The organism is Sphaerisporangium aureirubrum (genome assembly GCF_042658925.1).
In the GTDB taxonomy this organism is placed as follows: Bacteria; Actinomycetota; Actinomycetes; order Streptosporangiales; family Streptosporangiaceae; genus Sphaerisporangium; species Sphaerisporangium aureirubrum.
Window position 1 is genome coordinate 1 of sequence record NZ_JBHSRF010000085.1, and the last position, 16,379, is coordinate 16,379.

The 16,379-nt window shown below is 70.2% G+C and carries 16 protein-coding genes; 8 read left to right on the forward strand and 8 right to left on the reverse strand.

All coding sequences use genetic code 11. The features are described 5' to 3' along the window. The 8 genes from ACFP1K_RS34775 to ACFP1K_RS34810 all read left to right on the forward strand — a co-directional run. Positions 1–384, forward strand: a 384-nt coding sequence (locus ACFP1K_RS34775; protein WP_380761504.1) for a cellulose binding domain-containing protein, incomplete at its 5' end; no start/stop codon positions are given. 173 nt (positions 385–557) lie between these two features. Further along, positions 558–935, forward strand: coding sequence for a DUF6703 family protein (locus ACFP1K_RS34780; protein WP_380761562.1), 378 nt, complete (start codon positions 558–560; stop codon positions 933–935). A gap of 131 nt (positions 936–1,066) precedes the next feature. Continuing rightward, positions 1,067–2,068, forward strand: coding sequence for a metal ABC transporter substrate-binding protein (locus tag ACFP1K_RS34785; RefSeq protein WP_380761506.1), 1,002 nt, complete (start codon positions 1,067–1,069; stop codon positions 2,066–2,068). After that, complete coding sequence (locus tag ACFP1K_RS34790) at positions 2,065–2,889, forward strand: metal ABC transporter ATP-binding protein (protein ID WP_380761508.1); 825 nt, start codon at positions 2,065–2,067, stop codon at positions 2,887–2,889. The genes ACFP1K_RS34785 and ACFP1K_RS34790 overlap by 4 nt, the downstream gene beginning before the upstream one ends. Next, complete coding sequence (locus tag ACFP1K_RS34795; RefSeq protein ID WP_380761510.1) at positions 2,886–3,764, forward strand: metal ABC transporter permease; 879 nt, start codon at positions 2,886–2,888, stop codon at positions 3,762–3,764. Before ACFP1K_RS34790 ends, ACFP1K_RS34795 begins: the two co-directional genes overlap by 4 nt. Continuing rightward, a complete protein-coding gene (locus ACFP1K_RS34800) occupies positions 3,761–4,150 on the forward strand; it encodes a Fur family transcriptional regulator (RefSeq protein ID WP_380761512.1) in 390 nt (129 codons plus the stop codon). Before ACFP1K_RS34795 ends, ACFP1K_RS34800 begins: the two co-directional genes overlap by 4 nt. Before the next feature lie 95 nt (positions 4,151–4,245). After that, positions 4,246–4,527, forward strand: coding sequence for an antibiotic biosynthesis monooxygenase family protein (locus ACFP1K_RS34805; protein WP_380761514.1), 282 nt, complete (start codon positions 4,246–4,248; stop codon positions 4,525–4,527). 143 nt (positions 4,528–4,670) lie between these two features. Next, the gene (locus tag ACFP1K_RS34810; RefSeq protein WP_380761516.1) at positions 4,671–6,059 is read left to right on the forward strand and encodes a glycine--tRNA ligase; all 1,389 of its coding nucleotides are present in this window, start codon (positions 4,671–4,673) and stop codon (positions 6,057–6,059) included. An 82-nt stretch (positions 6,060–6,141) separates the two neighbouring features. On the opposite strand, the gene ACFP1K_RS34815 is transcribed toward ACFP1K_RS34810, so the two are convergent. The 8 genes from ACFP1K_RS34815 to ACFP1K_RS34850 all read right to left on the reverse strand — a co-directional run bounded on the left by ACFP1K_RS34815 (position 6,142) and on the right by ACFP1K_RS34850 (position 16,218). Beyond that, positions 6,142–7,023 (reverse strand): carbohydrate ABC transporter permease, encoded by an 882-nt coding sequence (locus tag ACFP1K_RS34815; protein ID WP_380761518.1) that lies wholly within the window; start codon positions 7,021–7,023, stop codon positions 6,142–6,144. After that, positions 7,023–7,964: a carbohydrate ABC transporter permease gene (locus tag ACFP1K_RS34820; RefSeq protein WP_380761520.1), complete on the reverse strand. Its 942-nt coding sequence runs from the start codon at positions 7,962–7,964 to the stop codon at positions 7,023–7,025. The genes ACFP1K_RS34815 and ACFP1K_RS34820 overlap by 1 nt, the downstream gene beginning before the upstream one ends. A 74-nt stretch (positions 7,965–8,038) precedes the next feature. Then, positions 8,039–9,436 carry an ABC transporter substrate-binding protein gene (locus ACFP1K_RS34825; protein WP_380761522.1) on the reverse strand — a complete coding sequence of 466 codons (1,398 nt, stop codon included), beginning with the start codon at positions 9,434–9,436 and terminating at the stop codon, positions 8,039–8,041. A gap of 204 nt (positions 9,437–9,640) precedes the next feature. After that, positions 9,641–11,845: an alpha/beta hydrolase-fold protein gene (locus tag ACFP1K_RS34830; RefSeq protein ID WP_380761524.1), complete on the reverse strand. Its 2,205-nt coding sequence runs from the start codon at positions 11,843–11,845 to the stop codon at positions 9,641–9,643. A gap of 165 nt (positions 11,846–12,010) precedes the next feature. After that, positions 12,011–13,033, reverse strand: coding sequence for a LacI family DNA-binding transcriptional regulator (locus ACFP1K_RS34835; RefSeq protein ID WP_380761526.1), 1,023 nt, complete (start codon positions 13,031–13,033; stop codon positions 12,011–12,013). A 208-nt stretch (positions 13,034–13,241) separates the two neighbouring features. Further along, positions 13,242–13,436, reverse strand: a complete 195-nt coding sequence (locus ACFP1K_RS34840; protein ID WP_380761528.1) for a hypothetical protein — start codon at positions 13,434–13,436, stop codon at positions 13,242–13,244. A gap of 113 nt (positions 13,437–13,549) precedes the next feature. After that, positions 13,550–14,929: an HEXXH motif domain-containing protein gene (locus ACFP1K_RS34845; protein WP_380761530.1), complete on the reverse strand. Its 1,380-nt coding sequence runs from the start codon at positions 14,927–14,929 to the stop codon at positions 13,550–13,552. A gap of 17 nt (positions 14,930–14,946) precedes the next feature. After that, positions 14,947–16,218, reverse strand: a complete 1,272-nt coding sequence (locus ACFP1K_RS34850) for an FxsB family cyclophane-forming radical SAM/SPASM peptide maturase (protein ID WP_380761532.1) — start codon at positions 16,216–16,218, stop codon at positions 14,947–14,949. Between the last annotated feature and the right edge of the window lie 161 nt (positions 16,219–16,379).

Genomic DNA, 16,379 nt, shown 5'->3' on the forward strand with positions numbered 1-16,379 from the left:
CTTCCGACTCCCACCCCCACCCCGACTCCCACGCCGACCCCCACGCCGACCCCGACTCCCACTCCCACCCCCTCGGGTAGGGCCTGCACCGCCGTGTACTCCGTGACCAACCAGTGGCCGACCGGTTTCGGGGCCACCGTGACGGTCAGGAACACCGGCTCGACCGGCATCTCCGGATGGACGGTCGCCTGGACGTTCCCGAACGGCCAGACGATCACCCAGCTCTGGAGCGCCTCGTACACGGCGAGCGGCGCGGCCGTCAGGGCGGCGAACCTGTCCTGGAACGGCGCGCTGGGCGCCGGGGCCTCCACCTCGTTCGGCTTCAACGGCTCCTGGAACGGCGCGAACGGTGTCCCGTCTCAGGTCACCTGCACTCCCGCCTGACCCCGCGCGGGCGGACCCCCGCCCGCGCGACCGATTCCGTCACCCGCCCGCGGGGCCGCCGCGGGCGGGTGGCGACGTTAGGCTGAAGCGTGGCCGACAAGCGTGAATCCGAGTCCTCGCCCGCTCAGTCCTCCCGCCAGGGACGCGGGGGCGCCGCCGAGCCGTCACGAAAGGTGCCCCCCCACCCGCTGGCGCGCGGGGCGGGAGCGGCACGGCCCCGAGGGCAGCGGCCGTTGCCCAGGGGAGAACACTTCACCACCCCGGGGGCCACGGGCACCCGGCGGGCGGTGGAGCGCAAGAGCGCGGCGCCCCTGGTCTACCTCTACGGGCTGCCGCGCTGGGTGCCCCCGGTGGTGCTGGTGGTGCTCCTGCTGGTCGGTTTCGCGGTGCCCGACTGGCGGGGCGGCGTCGCCGTGCTGCCGGTGCTCGGCTTCGTGGCCTGGCTGGGGTACATGTCGTGGCCGTCGCTGGGCAGAGGGGCGAGGCTGTTGCGGATCGCCCTGGCGACGTTCCTGATCCTGCTGGCGGCCGACCGTTTCGGGCTGTTCTAGTGGGTTCCGAGAGGTGATCACGCAGGCCTCCGCGGGGCCCGATCGCTTCGGCCTCATCTAGGTGGTTTTGACAACCGTTTTCATTCTGCCGCATACTCGGTAGGGTGATGCCCTTTTCGTCCAGGTGTGGCTTGCTCGACTCGACCAGCGCGCACGACCGTTCCCTCCGTTCCACCCGGCCTGGTCAGGCCGATGAGACCCCCAGGCCCGCCCGCCGTGCCCGTGGGTGGCCCGCCGGGGTCGCCGCGCTGATCGGGGCGGGGGTGTTGCTGGCGGGCTGCGGCGCGACCCCGGACGGGGGCGCCGCCGCCGGAGGCAAGCCCCGCATCCTGGCCGCGTTCTACCCGCTGGAGTGGATGTCGGCCAAGGTCGCCGGGCCGGACGCCACCGTGACCACCCTCACCCAGCCGGGCGTCGAGCCGCACGACCTGGAGCTCGACCCGCGCCAGATCGCGTCCGTCGAGCAGTCCGACCTCGTCGTCTACATCAAGGGCGTCCAGCCGGCCGTCGACGAGGCCGTCGGCGAGCAGGCCGAGGGCAAGGCCTTCGACGCCGCCGCCGCGATCACCACGCTGCCCCCCACGGGCGACGAGGAGGAGGGCCACGGCGGTGAGAAGCCGTCGTACGACCCCCACGTCTGGCTGGACCCCGCCCGCCTCGCCGCCGCCGTCACCGAGCTCGGCAAGCGGCTCGGCCAGGCCGACCCCGCGCACGCCGCCGGGTACACCGAGCGCGCCAAGGCCGCCGCGGCCGAGCTCGGCACGCTGGACGAGGAGCTGCGCGCGGGGCTGACCACCTGCGAGAGCCGCACCATCGTCACCGGCCACTCCGCCTTCGGCTACCTGGCGGACCGTTACCACCTCAAGCAGGTCGGCATCAGCGGCCTGGACCCGGAGGCCGAGCCGTCCCCGGCGCGGCTGGCCGAGGTGTCGCGGATCGCGCGACAGGAGGGGGTGACTACCATTTTCACCGAGGAACTCGTCAGCCCCAAGGTCGCCGAAGTCCTCGCCAAGGAGGTCGGCGCCAAGACCGCGGTGCTCAACCCCATCGAGAGCCGTCCGCGGACGGGTGACTACCTGTCGGCGGCCCGCGCGAACCTCACAGTCCTTCGCAGCGCACTTGGATGCTCATGACCCCATCAGTCCAGGCGACCGGCGTGTCCGAGCGGAGTTCCGCTCCGGCCGCGCCGGTGGCCTTCGCCATGTCCGGCGGCCAGGTCGGTCTCGACGGCCGCCCCGTGCTGCGCGGCGTCGACCTGCGGATCACCGCGGGCGAGGTCGTGGCCGTCCTCGGCTCCAACGGCTCGGGCAAGTCCACCCTGATCCGCGCGCTGCTCGGCCTGATCCCGCTGTCCGGCGGCACCACCGAGCTGTACGGCGTGCCGCCCGCCCGCTTCCGCGACTGGTGGCGCATCGGCTACGTGCCCCAGCGCCTGTCGGTCGGCGGCGGCGTGCCCGCCACGGTGCGCGAGGTGGTGGCCTCCGGCCGCATCGCCAGGCGCGGCCGGCTGCGGCGTGCCCGGCCCGAGGACCACGCGGCCGTCGCCCGCGCCCTCGCCGCCGTGGACCTCACCGACCGGGCCGGTGACCCCGTCGGGTGGCTGTCCGGCGGCCAGCAGCAACGGGTGCTGATCGCGCGGGCGCTGGCCGGGGAGCCGGACACCTTCGTCATGGACGAGCCGACCGCCGGGGTGGACGCCGTCAGCCAGCGGCAGCTCGCGGCCACCCTCACCGGGCTGGTCGACCAGGGGCGCACCGTCCTGCTGGTCACCCACGAGCTCGGCCCGCTCGCCTCGCTGATCACCCGTTCGATCGTCCTGCGCGACGGCGTGATCACGCACGACGGCCGGCCGGTCCAGGACGCCGGATGCCACCCCCGCCCGGGTCACGAGCAGGTGTACCCGCACGCCTACGACGTCTCCGGCGGCCCCATGAACCCCGGAGCGGCCCGATGATCGAGATGCTGCAGTACGACTTCATGTGGCGGGCCCTGATCGCGGCGCTGCTGGTCGGGCTGGCCGCCCCGGCGGTCGGGGTGTTCGTCGTGCAGCGGCGCCTGGCGCTGCTCGGGGACGGCATCGGCCACGTCGCGCTGACCGGCGTGGCCCTCGGCTTCCTCACCGGCACCGCGCCGGTGCTCACCGCGGTGATCGTGGCGGTGCTCGGCGCGGTCGTCATCGAGCTGGTGCGCGCCCGGGGCCGCACCACCGGGGACGTCGCGCTGGCGCTGCTGTTCTACGGCGGCATCGCGGGCGGCGTGCTGCTCATCGGGCTGGCCCCCGGCGGCAGCAACTCCACGCTCACCTCCTACCTGTTCGGCTCGATCAGCAGCGTCACCGCGCAGGACGTGTGGGTCATCGCGGTCCTCGCGGCGTTCGTGCTCGGCGTGGTCGCCGTCTTCGGGCGCGAGCTGTTCGTGCTCTGCCAGGACGAGGAGGTGGCCAGGGTCAACGGCCTGCCGGTGCGCTTCCTCAGCCTGCTGATCGCGATCACCGCCGCGCTGACCGTCGTCATCGCGATGCGCGTGGTCGGGCTGCTGCTGGTCAGCGCGCTGATGGTGGTGCCGGTCGCCACCGGGCAGCAGATCACCCGGAGCTTCACCGCCACCATGCTGCTGGCGATGCTGCTCGGCGTGGTCTCCACCGTCGGCGGCCTGACCACGGCGTTCTACGCGGGCGTCGCGCCTGGCGCGGCGATCGTGCTGCTCGCGCTGGCCGGTTTCGCGGTGGCCCTGGTCGCCGGGCGGTTCGTGCGGCGCGGCCGGGTGGCCGGGCTGGAACGCGGCCGGGTGATGGAGAGCAGGGCGGCCGGGGTGGAGGCCGGTTCATGACCAGCAGGCGGGAAGCGGTGCGGCAGGTGCTGGCCGGCAGTGAGAGCTTCCGCAGCGCGCAGGACATCTACGCCCAGATGCGGGCGGACGGCGCCAAGATCGGGCTCACCACGGTGTACCGCGCGTTGCAGTCGCTGGCCGACGCCGGCCAGGTCGACACGCTGCGCACCGACGACGGCGAGTCGGTGTACCGGGCCTGCGCCACCGGGAGCCACCACCATCACCTGGTGTGCCGGGGCTGCGGCCGCACCGTGGAGGTCGCCGGGCCCGCCGTCGAGCGGTGGGCCGAGACGGTGGGGACCGAGCACGGCTTCAGCGCGATCACCCACACCGTGGAGGTCTTCGGTACCTGCCCCACCTGCCGGGCGGTGGCCTCGGCGGGCTGAGCCGGGGCCGGGCAGGGGACCCGGGCCTGGGCTTTCGTGATCGCGGGCGGGTCGCGTGGCGGGGGCGGTGCCCCCGGGCTGGCATGCTGAGCGGCATGCTCGCTTTCATCAGATACTCGGTGCCCGACGCCAGGACCGGCGAGTTCGTCGCGTCGGCGACGGGGATCCTGAAACTGTTCTCGCTGCAGGACGGCTACCGCGACGGCCAGCTCGGCCGGTCCGCCGACGAGCCGGAGCTGTGGGCGCTGGTGAGCAGATGGGAGGGGGCGGGGTTCTACCGGAGGGCCCTGTCCGCGGCCCGCATGGAGATGTACCCTCTGATGACGCTGATGCTCAACGAGCCCAGCGCCTTCGAGGTCGTGGTGAGCGAGCCCTGACCCAGCCCGTGTGGCGTGCCTGTGGATTGTGGGCGGGTCGTGTCGCGAGGTCCCCTAAGCTTGTGGGGGAGATCGGGCAGGTGACGCGCCCCTTTGATCCACTCTCAGCCCCACCCCGACCGCCAGCCGGATGGAGATTCTTGATGGCCCGCCGTACCGACATCATGGACACGATCGTCAGCCTCGCCAAACGCCGCGGGATCGTCTACCCGTCGAGCGAGATCTACGGCGGTCTGCGCGCGTCCTGGGACTACGGTCCGCTCGGTGTCGAGCTCAAGAACAACGTCAAGCGCGCCTGGTGGCGGTCCATGGTCCAGGGCCGGGACGACATCGTGGGCCTCGACTCCTCGGTGATCCTCGCCCGTGAGGTGTGGGAGGCCAGCGGTCACGTCAAAGAGTTCGTCGACCCGCTGACCGAGTGCCAGTCCTGCCACAAGCGCTACCGCGCCGACCACCTCGAAGAGGCCTACGCCGAGAAGCACGGCGGCCGGGCCCCCGAGAACGGCCTGGCCGATCTCACCTGCCCCAACTGCGGCACCAAGGGCGCGTTCACCACGCCCCGCATGTTCAACGGCCTGCTCAAGACCTACCTCGGCGCCGTCGAGGACGAATCCGGCCTCGCGTACCTCCGGCCCGAGACCGCCCAGGGCATCTTCATCAACTACCTGAACGTCCAGCAGTCCTCCCGAAAGAAGATCCCGTTCGGCATCGGCCAGATCGGCAAGTCGTTCCGCAACGAGATCACCCCGGGCAACTTCATCTTCCGCACCCGCGAGTTCGAGCAGATGGAGATGGAGTTCTTCGTCAAGCCCGGCAGCGACGAGGAGTGGCACCAGTACTGGATCGACGAGCGCCTCGCCTGGTACGTGGACCTCGGCATCAACCGCGACAACCTGCGGATGTACGAGCACCCCAAGGACAAGCTGTCCCACTACTCCAAGCGCACCGTCGACATCGAGTACCGCTTCAACTTCACCGGCACCGAGTGGGGTGAGCTCGAAGGCATCGCCAACCGCACCGACTTCGACCTCAGCACCCACGCCGCGGCCTCCGGCACCGACCTGTCGTTCTTCGAGCAGGAGTCCGGCGAGCGTTACGTCCCCTACGTCATCGAGCCCGCCGCCGGCGTCGACCGCTGCACCCTCACCTTCATGATCGACGCCTACACCGTCGACGAGGCCCCGAACGCCAAGGGCGTCATGGAACAGCGCACGGTGATGCGCCTCGACCACCGCCTCGCCCCGGTGAAGGCCGCCGTCCTGCCGCTGTCCCGCAACGCCGACCTCTCCCCGAAGGCCCGCGACCTCGCCGCCGCCCTCCGCCGCCGGTGGAACGTCGAGTTCGACGACGCCGGCGCCATCGGCCGCCGCTACCGCCGCCAGGACGAGATCGGCACGCCGTTCTGCATCACCGTCGACTTCGACACCCTGGACGACCACGCCGTGACCATCCGCGAACGCGACTCCATGGCCCAGAAGCGCATCGCCCTGGACCAGGTGGACCAGTACCTCCGCCAGCACCTCAACGACTGACCTGCCCACCGGCCGCCGCTCCCCGCGCGGCGCGCCCTCCTCGTCACGCGGTCCGCGGGCAGAGCCCGCGGACCGCGGATCCTTATCTCAGGCCGCCGACGGACAGGCCGCCGCGCCAGTGCCGCTGGAGGGTGAAGAAGGCGATGATGAGGGGGATCACCGACACGAGCGCCCCCAGGATGATGAGGCTCCACAGGGAGGTGCTGCCCGAGTTGTTCGCCGAGGCGATTCCCTGCCAGACGCCGAGTCCGACGGTGACCGGGAAGAGCCGGTTGTCGGAGAGCATGGCGAGCGGCAGGAAGTAGTTGTTCCAGGACGCCACGGCGGACAGGAGCAGCACGGTGACCACCGCGGGCCGCATCAGCGGGAACGCGACCCGCAGGAGTGTCCGCACCTCACCCGCGCCGTCGACCCGCGCCGCGTCCAGGATCTCGTCGGGGACCGCGTCGCGCGCGTACACGTGCATCAGGTAGACGCCGAACGGGTTGAGCAGCGACGGGAGGATCACCGCCCAGATCGTGTTCGTCAGGCCGAGCCCGGAGAACATGATGAACGTGGGGATCACCAGGGCCGTCGAGGGCACCATCAACGCGCCGAGCATGACCGCGAAGCTGAAGCGACGGCCGGCGAAACGGTATTTGGCGAATCCGTAGCCGGCCAGGACGGCCAGGACCGTGGCGCCGACCCCGCCGGCGAGCGCGTACAGCGTGGAGTTGAGGATCCACCTGCCGTAGATGCCGCCGTCGTAGGTGAACAGCCGTTGGAGGTTGTCGAAGTAGTCGATCCGGTCGGTGAACCACAAGGTGTTCCCGCCGCTGAACAGGCCGGGGGCGTCCTTGGAGCTGTTGACGATGACCCACCAGAACGGCACGAGGAAGTACACGACCAGGAAGCCGAGGAGCACCTGCAAGGGGAGGTGGCGTTGCGGCCTGCGGCGTCCGGCGGTGCTGGAGCGGTCGCTCATCAGAAGAAGCTCCTCCGCTTACGGGTGAAGAACAGAAAGGCGTAGACGCAGACGAACACGATGCCGCCGAGGGCGAAGGAGATCGCCGATCCGTAGTTGAAGTTCGCGAGCGCGAACGCCTGCTGGTACGCGTACATGTTGGGGGTGAACTCCGGCCCGATGGTGCCGGCCGCGAGGTAGCGCAGAATCTGGGGTTCGTTGAAGAACTGCAGGGTGCCGATGAGCGAGAAGACCAGGATCAGGACCAGCGCGGGGGCGATCAGCGGGATCTTGATGCGCAGCGCGACCTGCCATCTGCCGGCACCGTCCATGCGGGCGGCCTCGTAGAGCGCCGGGTCGATGCCCTGGAGCGCCGCGTAAATAATGATCATGTAGTAGCCGGCCCACTGCCAGGTGACGACGTTGATCAGGCCGTAGAAGATCAGGTTCCTGCTGAAGAAGTCGGGTGCCTCGACGCCGAACACCCCGAAGATGTCGGTGAGCGGCCCGAAGCTCTTGCTGTACAGGAAACCCCACATGACGGCCCCGATGACGGTGGGGATCGCGTAGGGCAGGAAGATCATGAGGCGGGAGAAGCGGGTGAACAGAGATGTCACGGCGTCCACGATGAGGGCCATCGCGAGCGCGATGACGATCTGCAGCGGGATCGCGACCAGCGAGAAGCGGATGACGAACCACGCCCCGGAGAGGAAGCTCGGATCGGTGAACGCCTTCGCGTAGTTGCCGAGGAAGACGAAACTGGTGCCGCCGATCAGCTTCTTCTGGAAGAGACTGAGGTACAGCGCGTAGCCGAGCGGCGCGATGAGAAAGGCCAGGAAGACGATGGCGAACGGCCCGACGAAAAGCCATCCCATCAGGTGCTCACGGAGGCGCACCTTGCCGTGGACCTTCTGCGTCGTCTCTTGGGTGCGCGGTGCGTTCTCCTCAATCAGGAGGGTCATTCTGGGCTCCGGGATGTCGGCGCTGAAGGATCGTGGGTGGGCCGGCCGGCCAGGGACGTGGCCCACCCAATTCGTCACTGAACGGTGAAACCTTGCTCCTTGGCGTACGCCGCCACGTCCTCCTGGAGCCGGTCCGCGGCCTGTGCGCCGGTGATGGAGCCCTCGGCGAGCGAACTGATCTGCTTGGTCATGGCGTCGTAGTAGTACTGGCCGAACGGGCTGTAGGTCATGCCCTTGTAGGCGTTCGCCGCGGGGACGTAGACGTCCTTGTTCGCCTGCTGGCCGTCGAAGAACTTCACCTTCAGGTCCACGAACTCGGGGGACTTGAGCGCGTTGACGTTCAACGGGAAGATGATCTGGTTGGTCCAGCCGTCGGTGAGCGACTCGTTGTCGGCGTAGATGCCGTATGCCACCTTCGCCGCGAGCTCGGGGTTCTTCGCCTGGCTCGTCACGGAGAAGGCGGATCCGCCCCAGTTCACCTGCACCGGGTTGGCGGGGTCCCACTGCGGGAGCGGCGCCACCGCGAACTTCCCGGTGTCCTTGCCCTTGCCGACGCCGGCGCCGGTGAGGTACCCGGGGGCCCAGGCCGCCGAGATGTACGTCGCGTACTTACCGTTGATCACACCGGCGATGTACTCCGGCGTGAACTGGTCCTGCTTCCCGACCAGGCCGTTCTTCGCGAGGCGCCCCCAGAAGTCGAGCACGTCCTTGGACGGCTGGTCGTTCAGCTTGATGCCGATCGACGTCGGCTGCGCCGGGTCGATGGTGAACGGGGTGGCGCCCTTCTGGATCTGCAGGGCCATCGTGAGAGCCGACACGTTCGCGCCGAGGTCGCCGAACAGCGGGCCACCCGCGTCCTTCACCTTCTGCGCGGCCTGCTCGTACTCGGCCCACGTCTTCGGCGGCGTGATCTTGTACTTGTCGAAGATGTCCTTCCGGTAGATCATCGCCACCGGGCCGCCGTCGATCGGCACGCCGTAGACCGCGTCACCGGCCGAGACGTCCTTCCACGCGCCCTCGCTGTAGTTGGCCTTGACGTTGTCGTAGCCGAACTTCTTGATGTCGACGAGCGCCTTCTGGATCTGGAAGTTCGGGATCCGGTCCATCTCGACCATGATCACATCGGGCGCGCCGGTGCCGGCCGAGATGGCCGTCTGGAACTTCTGGTACTCGTCGCCGCCCTGGCCGACGTTGGTCCAGCAGGCCTGCACCTCGTTGTTCTGCTTGTTGAAGTTGTCGACGACGAGCTGCATGTTGGGGTACCAGCCCCACAGCGTCACGACCGGCAGATTCGTCTTGGTGATCTTGTTCGTGCAGCTGCTCGCGTTGTTCCCGCCGGCGTTGCCGGTATTGCCGGCGTTTCCCGCGTTGCCCGCGTTCCCCTTGGGGTCGGGGGAGCAGGCGGCAAGCACGCTCGCGGCGGCGATGACGGCCGCCGCGGTGGCGATTAGTTTTCTCTTCCTGATTGACATGATTTCCCTTTCGGGGGGTCGCGGCGCACAAATGTTCATGCGCCACCGCTGGGGCCGAGCGATCGGCCGGGACAGGGCGCGGGTGACATGACCCACGCCCTGTCCTTCGTGCCGATCCTCAGGTGTGCGCTCGGTACGTCCCGTTTCCGGCGAGCACTACCGGGGCGCGAACGCCCCGATGGCGCAGCCTTCGACGGGCCCTACCTAACGCTTGAACAGACGTGGTGCCAGGTCGATGAGGTTCTTCTGCCACACGTCCCAGCCGTGCGGCCCGGGGGTGACCCCGTCGAACTCATAGCGGATGCCGAGGTTGTTCATGGTGGGCAGGGACGCCATGAACGACGGGTAGACGAAGTCCGTCTGGTCGCCGACGTACATGCGCAGCATCTTGGTCCCGTTGTTGATGGCCGCCGCGTCGACGCCGTTGCCGCTGCCGAACCCGGCCGAGAACGCCGCCACGTAGGCGAACTGACCCGGGTACGCCTTGAGCACGCCGATCGCCTGCCCGCCGCCCATCGAGAGGCCGGCGAGGGCCTGCCGCGACGGGTCGCTGGAGATGTTGTAGTGGGAACGGGCCGCCGGGACGATGTTCTCCAGCAGTTCCCTGTTGAAGTTGGACGAGTTGCCGTTGCCCATCACGACCACCATCGGCACCAGGTCCCCGTCGAGGAACTGATGGTCGAGGATCTGCTTGGCGCGGCCCATCTCGGTCCAGTCCGTGTAGTTCTGGCCGCTGCCATGCTGGAGGTAGAGGACGGGATACGGCTCGGTGCGGTTCGGGTCATAGCCGGGCGGGGTCCACACCAGCGCGGTCCTGGCCTGGTTCGCCACGGTGCTCTGGTACGTCAGGCTCTCGACCTTGCCGCCTTGACCGGCGGGAACGTCGGACAGCAGGCGCGCCCGCTGCCCGGGGACGAAGAAGGTGCTCCAGGCCGGCTCGGAGGTGATCTTCGTCGGGTTGGACGCGTCCTTGACCGCCACCCGATCCACGATGAACCGGTAGTAGTAGAACCACGGGTCCAGCGGTCCCACGGTCGCCCGCCACCGGTCGCCCTCAAGGGACATCGGGACGCGCAGCCAGCTTCCGCCGGGAGCCGTGTTCGCCCACACCGTGACGTGCTTGGCGTCCTTGACGTCCGGCGCGGTCTCGAAGGTGACGAAGCCGTCCTTGGTCACGAACGGCGTCGGGGTGGTGCCGGGCGCCGGCGGGTCGAACCGGCCCTTCAGCGGCCCGTGGCCGGCGCTCGGACCCTGGTCCCGCACCTTGCGGAACAGCCTCGGCGCGAAATCGATCAGGTTCTCCTGCCAGGCGTTCCAGTTCGCCCCGGCGTCGGGGTTGACCCCGTCGAAGTCGTACTTGACACCGGCGCGGTTCAGCGACTTCGTCAGGCTCACCGTCGCGTTGTACGCGGGATCGGTCACGTTCCCCGTGTACAGACGCACCAGCTTGAGGTTGTGCTTCGGCCCGTGCCCGTGCCCCCTGTCTGCGACCTCCGTCAGGAGGCCGGAGAACGAGCCGGCGTAGGCGAACTCGCCCGGGTCGGTGAGGGCGGCGCGCAGCGCCTGCGACCCGCCTTCGGACACCCCGGCGATGGCCTGGTGCTCCCGGTCGTGGTGGACACGGTAGGCGTCCCCGACCGCCTTGCGGAGGTCCTTCAATCCCTTGTCGTCATCCGGCCCGCCACCGTCGCCGATCACGACCAGCATCGGCTCGATGGCGCCCTTGGCCGCCAGGTTGTCGAAGATCTGCTTGGCGCGACCGAGGTCGAGCCAGTCGGTGGCGCTCCGGTCCGTGCCGGACTGCAGGAACAGCACCGGATACGGCTTGCCGCCCTTGTCGCCCTTGTCACCCTTGCCGCCCTTGGGGGCATACCCCGGCGGCGTCCACACCAGAGCCGACCGCTCCGTCTGCTTGGTCCGGTAGGTCAGGGTCTCGATCTTGCCGCCCTGCCCCTGGGGCGCGTCAGCCAGCAGGCTCGCCGAGTCGCCCGGGATGAAGAAGGTGCTCAGGAGAGGCTTGGACGCCACCACGGTGGTGTTCGTCGGATCCTTGAGACTCTTGGTGTCGTCGCCGGTGACCTGGTAGTTGTACAGCCCCGGCTTGAGCGGGCCGAGGATCCCCGACCACACGTCACCGCGGCGGGTGAGACCGAACTCCGCCCAGGCGGCGGAAGGGCCGAAGTTGCCCTCCACGACGACCTGCGACACCGTGCCCATGTTGGCCTGGACGTAGGCCGCCGGGACGCTGAACGACGCGTAGCGGTCCTCGGAAACACTCAGCCATGGCGTGTCGGCCGTCGCCGGCCGCGGCGCGATCAGCACCGCCGCGATGGCTATCAGTCCGGCGATGACCACCGCTGGAAGCCGGTGCACACCTGTGCGGGGCGAGCTTCCGTCATGCACTATCATTCAAAAAATCCATTCCTTCAAATGGGCGGCCAGCGGATGCGACCCGCTGGTCGGCCCGATTCTTCGATGGGTGTCTCGTGGGTTCTGGGTCTCACCTCCGTCACGGGCGGGTCTTTTTCACCTGACCCTCTGGTGTGCCTGGATGTTGGCTTGTGCGGGCGCGTGTCACGCTCCCGTCGTGCTCCTTGGTGGTCCGGTGGAGCCACGGACCACCAAGCTGGTCGGGAGCACGATCTGGCGGCGGCCCTCCCATTCACCGGTCACGATCGACTTGAGCATGCGCGCCGCCTCGTATCCGAGCTGGTACATCGACTGGTCCACCGTGGTGAGTCCCGACCCGGCCAGCGCCGACTCCGGGATGTTGTCGAATCCGACCACCGATAAGTCGCCGGGAACGCTGAGCCCCAGTTCCTCGGCGACCGCCAGGACCTTCAACGCCATGCCGTCGCTAGCCGCGAAGATCGCCGTCGGACGGTCCGCCCTGTCCAGCAACGCGCGCGCCTGCGGGGCCGCGGACTCGGGATTGAAGTCCCCTCTGCCGATCAACACCGGATCGACCGGAACACCGGCTTCGGCCAGCGCTCCCCGGTAGCCTTCCTCGCGCGACCATGAGGCCGCCAGGCTGGGACGGCCCGCGATGAATCCGATGCGCCGGTGACCCAGGCCGAGCAGATGCTCGACCACGGAGGTCGCACCCGCGAGGTTGTCCGCCGTCACCGACGGCACCGTCGAGCCCTTCACCGGATCGATCACCACGACCGGAGTGCTGCTCCGCACCTCTCCCCAGGGGGTGACCACGATGCACCCGTCGGTGAGCGTGCCCGACAAGCGGGTCAGGTGCCGCTGTTCCCAGCCCTCCAGATATGTTTCGTAGAGGTCGCTGTTGGCGTAGATGATCAGGTCGAAGCCCGACTGTCTCAACGCCTCCATCACGCCCTTGAGCACCTCGGCCGTATAGGACTGGAAGGTGCGGGTCACCAGACCCAGAACGTGGGTGCGGCTGCGCCGCAGGCTCGTCGCCACCAGACTCGACTCGTAGCCGAGCTGCTCGATGGCCGAACGCACCTGCGCGATCGTGGTGGCGCTGACGCCGTAACGTCCGTTCACCACCCGCGACACCGTCGCGGTGGAGACGCCGGCCGCTCGAGCGACATCACTCATCGTTACCGGCGCACCGACCTCGGCCATGCGAGCCTCTCCATTGCAAACGTTATCGATCACGTTTCCAGCGGTTAACGTAACTGAAACTGTTAGCGCACACAAGACCCTTTTTGACCTTCTGGACACGCCTTATTTCCCCTGGCGGCCGGACCGCGGGTCGCCCCGCGCGCGGCGCGGATTCCGCCGTGCGGCGGCGTGCCGGCCGGCGCCGAGCGCGCGCGGATGTGGTGCGTGATCAGCTGGCCGCGGGGTGCTGGTGACGGGTGTGGTGGGCTGTGACCAGGGGGTAGCTTGGGGCGTGGCTGTGGGGGGCGGGGCGGGTGCGCGCGGCGGCCAGGGCTCGGCGGGTGCCGGTGGCGAAGTGGCGGCCGGCCTCGGTCGGGCGGCCCCCGGTGCGGAGAAGACCGGCCGCTGCAAACGTTTCGATCACATTTCCAACAAGTCGATGTGACTGAACTGTTAGCGCCCACAAGACCTTTTCGACCTTCCGGCCCCGCCCTATTCCGATCGGTGGCCGCACCGCGGCTCGTCCCCCGTACGGGGTCAGCCGGCCGGGGGAGTGGCGCGGTGCAGGAAGCGGGTGCGGTGGGTGGTGGCCAGGTGGGTGGCCTGGGTCATGGCGGTAGGGGCGACGGGCTGGGCGCGCAGGGCGGCCAGGGCCCGGCGGGTGCCGGTGGTGAAGCGGCGGCCGGCCTCGGTCAGGCGGCCGCTGGTGAGGAGCAGGCCGGCCACGTCCCAGGCGGCCTGGCGCCAGCGGGCCAGTTCGGTCTGGGCGTGCAGGAGTGCGGCGGGGTCGGGGGTGGCGCGGGACTGGCGGGACCAGAAGGCGGCGATGCCCAGGTGGGCGTAGGTGCCCTGGAACAGGGCGCCGAGGGGGCGGGGGTCGTCGCGCCAGGGGGCGTAGAAACGCTCTTCGCCCTCTTCGTCGATCATCGGGAACAGGGTGCCGAGGGCGGACAGCTTGGTGTGCTGCACCTCGTGCGCGAACGACTGGGCCAGCGCGACCGGGTCCGGCGGGAGGGACAGGGCCACGGACCCGAAGGCCGCGGGGGAGGTGGCGCTGCTGGTGCCGGTGGGCGGGGCGTGCAGGGGGACCAGCACCTTGATCCCGGCCGCCACCTCGGCGGACACCCCGGGATGCGCCTGGACGAGCAGACGCCACGCCGGCCCGAGCACCGCCCGCCAGGCGGCGAGCTCCTCGCGGCTCAGCCGCGGGCGGCAGCGATCGCGCAGCGGGAACCGCATCGGGTCGACGTCGTCCACCAGCAGGCTGAGCGCGTCCCGCCCGGTCCCCACCACCAGCCGCCGCAGCCCCAGCCACGGCCCCACCTCGGCGTGCGGATCCTCGGGGATCCGCACCACCTGGTCACCGGTGGCGACGGCCGCCCCCGCGCCCCCGGCCAGCACGATCGCCTCCTGCCCGTCGGCCGCCCCGGGGAACTGCGCCAGCCCGAGCGACGGCAGCATCACCCCTTGCCCGTACACGCGCACCGGCACCGACATCGGCACCCGGGCCCGGACGGCCGCCGCGCCGGCGACGGCGGCCAGCCACCCGGGATCCACCCGGGGGTCGGGACGCGGACCGGCGTACGGATCCCGGCCCGGGTACGGGTCGCCGTGCGGAGGGGCGACGGGGGGTGGGGGAGTGGGTTTCAGGTTGCGGAGAATGCTGTTGGCCAGGGTGCCGACCGATGGGTGGGAGAGGACCTCGCGGATGGCGATGGGGGAACGTTTCTGCAGGTCGGAGAGGGTGGAGTAGGCGCGGCGCGCGGCCGGCGCGCGGGGGTGGGCTTGGGTGGTGGATTCGGTCACCACGGTGCGGAGGAGCATCAGGCGTTTGCTGTACTCGGCGGTGGCGAGGGCACGCAGGGCCCGGCCGCCGCCCTCGCCGGCGGCGATGCGGTCGAACAACCCGGCCGGCATGGTGTGCCGCCGGGGAGTCACGGCGGGTCGCCGACCGGGTCGCCGGGGGTTCCGCTTGCGGCGGGGGAGCGGCGTAAAGGCTGGAGGTCCCGGGTGAGGCGGGCGCGGATGTGACCGATCAGGTGGTACAGGTCGGCGCAGTAGACGCTGGGGTTGGCGAAGCCGGTGCCGGGGCGGTAGCGGTGGGCGTAGTGGCCGGCGCCGCAGACGCGCTGGATCGCGCAGGCGCGGCAGGTGGGGGCGAGGGCGGCGGGGCCGAGCTGGCGGGCGGCCACGGACGGGAGGCGAAGGACGTCGTCGAAGGACGCGGTGGCCACGCTCAGGCCGGTGTGCGCCGCGCCGGGGTAGGCGGTCTTGAGCACGTCGCCCTGCTGGATGCCGCCGTCGGTCTCGATCACGACGCACCGCATGGGCTCCAGCCCCAGGCCCTCCACCCGCGCCGTCCCGCCGAGCAGCAGATGCACGATCTCCTCGAAGATCCGTACCCCGGTCTCCTTGGGCGAGGCGGAGTACCACCGGTCGAACACCGCGATCAGCCAGTCCGCGTACGGCGTGGCCCCGGAGCCGGGCACCAGCCCCGGCGGCGGGGACGCCCAGTTCCCGTGCGGCAGCAGGAAGTCCACGGCGGGCGGGCCGTACGCCAGCAGCGCCTCGTAGGTCCCCACCGGGTCGTTGCCCAGGTCGACGGTGCACAGCAGCCCGCCGAACAGCTGCGGGTACCGCCCGGACAGCCGCCGCACGGCCGCCGCGACCTCCGCGTGGCTGCCCCGCCCGTCGGCACGGCGCCGGTGGCGGTCGTGCGCGGCGGCGTCGCCGTCCACGCTCACCCCCACCCGCACGCCGAGCTCGGCGAACAGCCGCAGGTAGTCGTCGTCCAGCAGCAGCCCGTTGGTCTGCACCGACACCCCGGCCGTGGTGCCGGGCCCGGCCGCGCGCCGCGTCTCGGCGACCGCGAACCGCAGCAGCCCGGAGCCGGACAGCAGGGGCTCGCCGCCGTGCAGCACCACGTTGACGTGCGGCAGGCCGTGCGCCCGCGCGTGCTCGGCGATCCGCTCGGCGGCCCGGGTGACCACGTCCCGGGTCATGACCTTCGGCTGGGCGCGCCACCCCTGGTCGGCGGCGCGGTACATGTAGCAGTAATCGCAGGCCAGATCACATCTGCTGTGCACTTTGAGTATGAAATTGCGCAGCGGCCGCGGCGACCATCCGCCGGCGGCGAGCGCGTCGACGTCCAACGTATGGGGCCATTCCAGGGCGGGGTCCGGTTCCCCGATCGATATGCCGGACACGCCGCCGGCGGATCCTCCCGCCACACCTGGCTCAGCAATCAAGGAGCGCCCCATACATGTCCGTTTTGACAATGCAAGAGTAGGTCAGCCGGGCGAGCAGCCGTCAAGGCCCCGAGATGGTACTCCGGCTGGGCGGGTGAGACCTGCCGCGCGCAATACCT